At 72.4% G+C, this 4809-nt stretch carries 3 protein-coding genes; 2 read left to right on the top strand and 1 reads right to left on the bottom strand.

Going from position 1 to position 4809, the window contains the following annotated elements; all coding sequences use genetic code 11:
* The first annotated feature begins 535 nt into the window (after positions 1–535).
* Both IH44_RS0139100 and ptsP read left to right on the top strand, forming a co-directional pair.
* Positions 536–985, top strand: a complete 450-nt coding sequence (locus IH44_RS0139100; protein ID WP_030464622.1) for a PTS glucose transporter subunit IIA — start codon at positions 536–538, stop codon at positions 983–985.
* Positions 986–1025: 40 nt separating this feature from the next.
* Positions 1026–2696, top strand: coding sequence for a phosphoenolpyruvate--protein phosphotransferase (ptsP, locus tag IH44_RS0139095; protein WP_030464621.1), 1671 nt, complete (start codon positions 1026–1028; stop codon positions 2694–2696).
* A 78-nt stretch (positions 2697–2774) separates the two neighbouring features.
* Here the strand turns inward: ptsP and IH44_RS0139090 are convergent, their stop codons facing one another.
* A complete protein-coding gene (locus IH44_RS0139090) occupies positions 2775–4772 on the bottom strand; it encodes an acetoacetate--CoA ligase (RefSeq protein ID WP_030464620.1) in 1998 nt (665 codons plus the stop codon).
* Positions 4773–4809: the final 37 nt, after the last annotated feature.

The raw sequence follows: 4809 nt of genomic DNA, 5'->3' as shown, positions 1-4809 counted from the left end.
GCGTTGACTTTTGGCACGCTGTTGAGTTCTCAAGGAACGGACACTTCCTTCGGACCGCATTCCTGCGGACCCTCCGGGCGCTTCGTTCTTTCGTGTTTCGAGCTTACCAGACTGTTTACTCGGCGTTGACCGGAGCTTTACTTGCCTGACTTGCTCTGTTTACCGCCGTTGCGCGGCGACCTGAGCAACCATAGCGGGTCGGCGGCCGAGTGCCTAATCGAGGCGGGGCGGAGTCACCCGGTTGGGCTCGCGGAGAGTGGGCGGGCGGGGCGGGTGGGGGGTCACTCGGATGCCGTAGAGTGCGGCAGGTCGGCCAAGAGGACTAGACCACTTGCGGGCGGTGGGGTTGGCGGGGATGGTGCGGGGCGGTCGGTTCGTGTGCGGCTCGGTTGGGGTGGGAGGGGATCTTCACTCGGGCGGCTGGTGGGCGTTATGGCATGAGATGTCCGAAGTTGACGTAATTTGGGTTCAGTCGATCAATGGGCCGCTGCCCCGCGGCCGCACGCGATGTACTCCGTACCTGGGAGGCTCCACCATGACCACTGTTACGTCGCCGCTTGCCGGTCGCGCTGTCGGCCTCGCCAACGTTCCCGACCCGGTGTTCGCGGGAGCCATGGTGGGGCCGGGGACGGCCATCGATCCGTTGCGGGAGCCGATCGAGGCGGTGGCTCCGGTGGACGGGCAGGTGGTGTCGATGCATCCGCACGCGTTCGTGGTGATGGACGAGAACGGGCACGGGGTGCTGACGCACTTGGGGATCGACACGGTGCAGCTCAATGGGGAGGGGTTCGAGCTGCTGGTGCACAAGGGGGACCGGGTGCAGCGGGGGCAGCCGGTGATCAAGTGGAATCCGGCGGCGGTGGAGGCGGCGGGGAAGTCGCCGATCTCGCCGATCGTGGCGCTGGAGGCGTCGGCGGAGCAGTTGAGTGGGGTGGCGGAGTCCGGTGAGGTCACGGCCGGCGGCGAGCTGTTCATCTGGAACTGACGGAACTTACGGCGACTGACGGCGAAGGGGTTTCGGAACCATGGAGCGGACGCTGCGGGGCGTGGGGGTCAGTCACGGGGTCGCCATCGGGCAGGTGCGGCACATGGGGACGGCGGTGCTGGAGCCGCCGGTGACCCAGGTGTCGGCGGAGCAGGTGCCGCGGGAGCAGGCCCGGGCGCAGGCGGCGGTGGATGCGGTGGCCGCGGACCTGGTGGCGCGCGGGAACCTGGCGGGGGGTGAGGCGCAGGCGGTGCTGGAGGCGCAGGCGTTGATGGCGCAGGACCCGGAGCTGCTGGCGGACGTGAACCGGCGGATCGAGTCGGGGAGCAGTGCGGAGCGCGGGGTGTACGACGCGTTCGCGGCGTACCGGGAGCTTCTGGCGGCGGCGGGTGAGTACCTGGCCGGGCGGGTGGCGGACCTGGACGACGTGCGGAACCGGATCGTGGCGCGGCTGTTGGGGGTGCCGATGCCGGGGGTGCCGGACAGTGACGAGCCGTACGTGCTGCTGGCACGGGACCTGGCGCCGGCGGACACGGCGTTGCTGGATCCGTCGCTGGTGCTGGGGTTCGTGACGGAGGAGGGCGGGCCGACGTCGCACAGCGCGATCCTGGCGCGGGCGATGGGGGTGCCGGCGGTGGTGGCGCTGGCGGGGGCGACGGGGTTGGCGGAGGGGGTGGTGGTGGCGGTCGACGGGGGTTCGGGCGAGGTGCTGGTGGAGCCTTCGGCGGAGCGGCAGGAGGAGTTGCGGCGGCAGGCGGCGGAGCGGAAGGCGGCGCTGGCGGCTTCGAGCGGGCCGGGGCGGACGTCGGACGGGTTCATGGTGCCGTTGCTGGCGAACGTGGGCGGGCCGGCGGACGTGCCGGCGGCGTTGGAGAACGGGGCGGAGGGGGTCGGGCTGTTCCGGACCGAGTTCCTGTTCCTGGACGACTCGGCGAAGGCGCCGGGTGAGGACAAGCAGGTCGAGGCGTACCGGAAGGTGCTGGAGGCGTTTCCGGGGGGTCGGGTGGTGGTGCGGGTGCTGGATGCGGGGGCGGACAAGCCGTTGGAGTTCCTGACGCCCGGGGACGAGCCGAATCCGGCGCTGGGGGTGCGCGGGTTGCGGACGCTGTTGGAGCACCCGGAGGTGCTGCGGTCGCAGTTGCGGGCGTTGGCGCGGGCGGCGGAGGGGTTGACGGTGCGCCTGGAGGTGATGGCGCCGATGGTGGCGGACGGGGTGGACGCGCGGGCGTTCGCGGCGGCCTGCCGGGAGGTGGGGCTGGACGCCAAGTACGGGGCGATGGTGGAGATTCCGTCGGCCGCGCTGCGGGCGGCGGCGGTGCTGCGGGAGGTGGAGTTCCTGTCGCTGGGGACGAACGACCTGGCGCAGTACGCGTTCGCGGCGGACCGGCAGGTGGGGTCGTTGGCGCGGTTGCAGGATCCGTGGCAGCCGGCGCTGCTGGACCTGATCGCGGCGGCGGCGGACGCGGCGAAGGCGGCCGGGAAGAGCTGCGGGGTGTGCGGGGAGGCGGCGGCGGATCCGCTGCTGGCGTGCGTGTTGACGGGGCTGGGGGTGACCAGTCTGTCGATGGGGGCGGCGTCGATCCCGTACGTGCGGGCGGCGTTGGCGCGGGCGTCGTTGGCGCAGTGCCAGCGGGCGGCGGAGGAGGCGCGGGCGGCGGACACGGCCGAGGAGGCGCGGGCGGCGGCGGAGCAGGTGCTGTCCGGGCAGTAGGAGGAGGGGTGTGGTCTCCCGAGGGGTCCCGCTGCTGCCGTGGGGGGTGGCAGCGGGGCCCCTCGGGGCCTTGTGCGGTCAGGACTGCTTACGGGTGGTGGCGAGCTGTTCGAAGAAGCGCAGGTGGTCGAGGTTGTCGACGGAGCCGGGGTTGACGGCCTGGGTGAGGGGGGTGCCGCCGAGCAGGCGTTTGACGGGGACTTCGAGGCGCTTGCCGGTGAGGGTGTGCGGGAGGCCGGCGACGGTGATCACCTCGTCGGGGACGTGGCGCGGGGAGAGTTCGGTGCGCAGCGAGGTGCGGATCCGGGCGGTGAGGGCGTCGTCGAGTGCGGCGCCGGGGGCGAGGACGACGAACAGCGGCATCCAGTAGCCGCCGTCGGGTTCTTCGAGGCCGATGACCAGGGACTCGGCGATCTCGGGGAGGCGTTCGACCACCTCGTAGATGTCGGCGGAGCCCATCCGGACGCCTTGGCGGTTGAGGGTGGAGTCGGAGCGGCCGTGGATGACGACGGTGCCGCGGCTGGTGGCGGTGATCCAGTCGCCGTGGCGCCAGGTGCCGGGGTAGGTGTCGAAGTAGCTGTCGTGGTAGCGGTGGCCGTCCGGGTCGTTCCAGAAGCCGGTGGGCATCGACGGGAGGGGCTTGGTGACGACGAGTTCGCCGACGGTGTCGGTGTGCGGGTGGCCGTCGGTGTCCCAGGACTCGACGGCGGCGCCGAGGCAGGGGGCCTGGATCTCGCCGAGGTGGACGGGGAGGGTGGGGACGCCGCCGACGAAGCAGGAGCAGACGTCGGTGCCGCCGCTGACCGAGGCGAGCCAGAGGTCGGACTTGACCTCGTCGTAGATCCACTGGAAGCCGTCGGGCGGGAGCGGGGAGCCGGTGGTGCCCAGGCAGCGGACGGCGGAGAGGTCGAGGTCGCGGCCGGGGTGCAGGTCGGCCTTGCGGCTGGCGATGACGTAGGCGGCGGAGGTGCCGAGGACGGTGGCGCGGGTGCGGGCGGCGACGGACCAGAGGGCGCCGGTGTCGGGGTGTCCGGGGCTGCCGTCGTAGGTGACGATCGTGGTGCCGGTGAGCAGGCCGGCCAGCAGGAAGTTCCACATCATCCAGCCGGTGGACGTGTACCAGAGGAACCGGTCGTCGGGGCCGAGGTCGAGGTGGAGGGCGGCCTGCTTGAGGTGTTCGACCAGGATGCCGCCCTGGCTCTGCACGATGGCCTTGGGGAGGCCGGTGGTGCCGGAGGAGTAGAGGACCCAGAGGGGGTGGTCGAAGGGGACGGGTTCGAAGACGGGAGTGGTGTCGGAGGAGACGAGGTCGTCGTAGGAGAGGGTGCCTTCGGGGGCGGGGGTGTCGAGGAGCGGGACGTGGATGACGGTGGTGAGGGTGGGGAGTTCGCGGCGGAGTTCGGCGACCACCTCGGTGCGGTCGTGGTCCTTGCCGCCGTAGTGGTAGCCGTCGACGGCGAACAGGACGGTGGGTTCGATCTGCTGGAGGCGGTCGAGGACGCTGCGGGCGCCGAAGTCGGGGGCGCAGCTGGTCCAGGTGGCGCCGACGGCGGCGGTGGCGAGGAGGGCGACGGCGGCCTGCGGGATGTTGGGCAGGTAGGCGCTGACCCGGTCGCCGGGGCGGACGCCGTTCGCGCGCAGCGCCGCGGCGAGGGAGCCGACCTGGCGGCGGAGTTCGGGCCAGGTGGTGGCGACCGGCTCGGTGGTGCGCTCGTCCAGGTGGAGGATGGCGGGGCGGTCGGCGTTGGCCGGGTCCTCGGCGGCGCGCAGGGCGTGCTCGGCGTAGTTGAGGGTGGCGCCGGGGAACCACTTCGCGCCGGGCATGGTGGCGGGTTCGGCGAGGACGGCGGTGGGCGGGGTGTGGAAGCGGACGTCGAAGTACTCGGTGACGGCCGTCCAGAAGCGGGTGAGGTCCTCGGTGGACCAGCGGTGGAGGTCGGCGTAGCGGGTGGCGGCCTCGGCGTCGGTGGTGACCGGGGCGAGCGGGGCGGCGGGGGCTCCGTGGTGGGCGGCGGCCCAGCGCTGGAAGTCGACCAGGCGGCTGGCGGCGGCGCGGGCCGGGTCGGGGCGCCACAGCGGTTCGAGGTGGTCCTGGGGGGTCGGAGGGGTGCTC

This window comes from Kitasatospora sp. NRRL B-11411, assembly GCF_000721345.1.
Lineage (GTDB): Bacteria > Actinomycetota > Actinomycetes > Streptomycetales > Streptomycetaceae > Kitasatospora > Kitasatospora cineracea.
Note: the sequence above shows the minus strand (reverse complement) of the source record. Positions and strands in the feature narration are given on the sequence as shown.

Coding starts and splice junctions, on each gene's coding strand:
- IH44_RS0139100 (WP_030464622.1), top strand. CDS start 536: ATGACCACTGTTACGTCGCCGCTTGCCGGTCGCGCTGTCGGCCTCGCC.
- ptsP (WP_030464621.1), top strand. CDS start 1,026: ATGGAGCGGACGCTGCGGGGCGTGGGGGTCAGTCACGGGGTCGCCATC.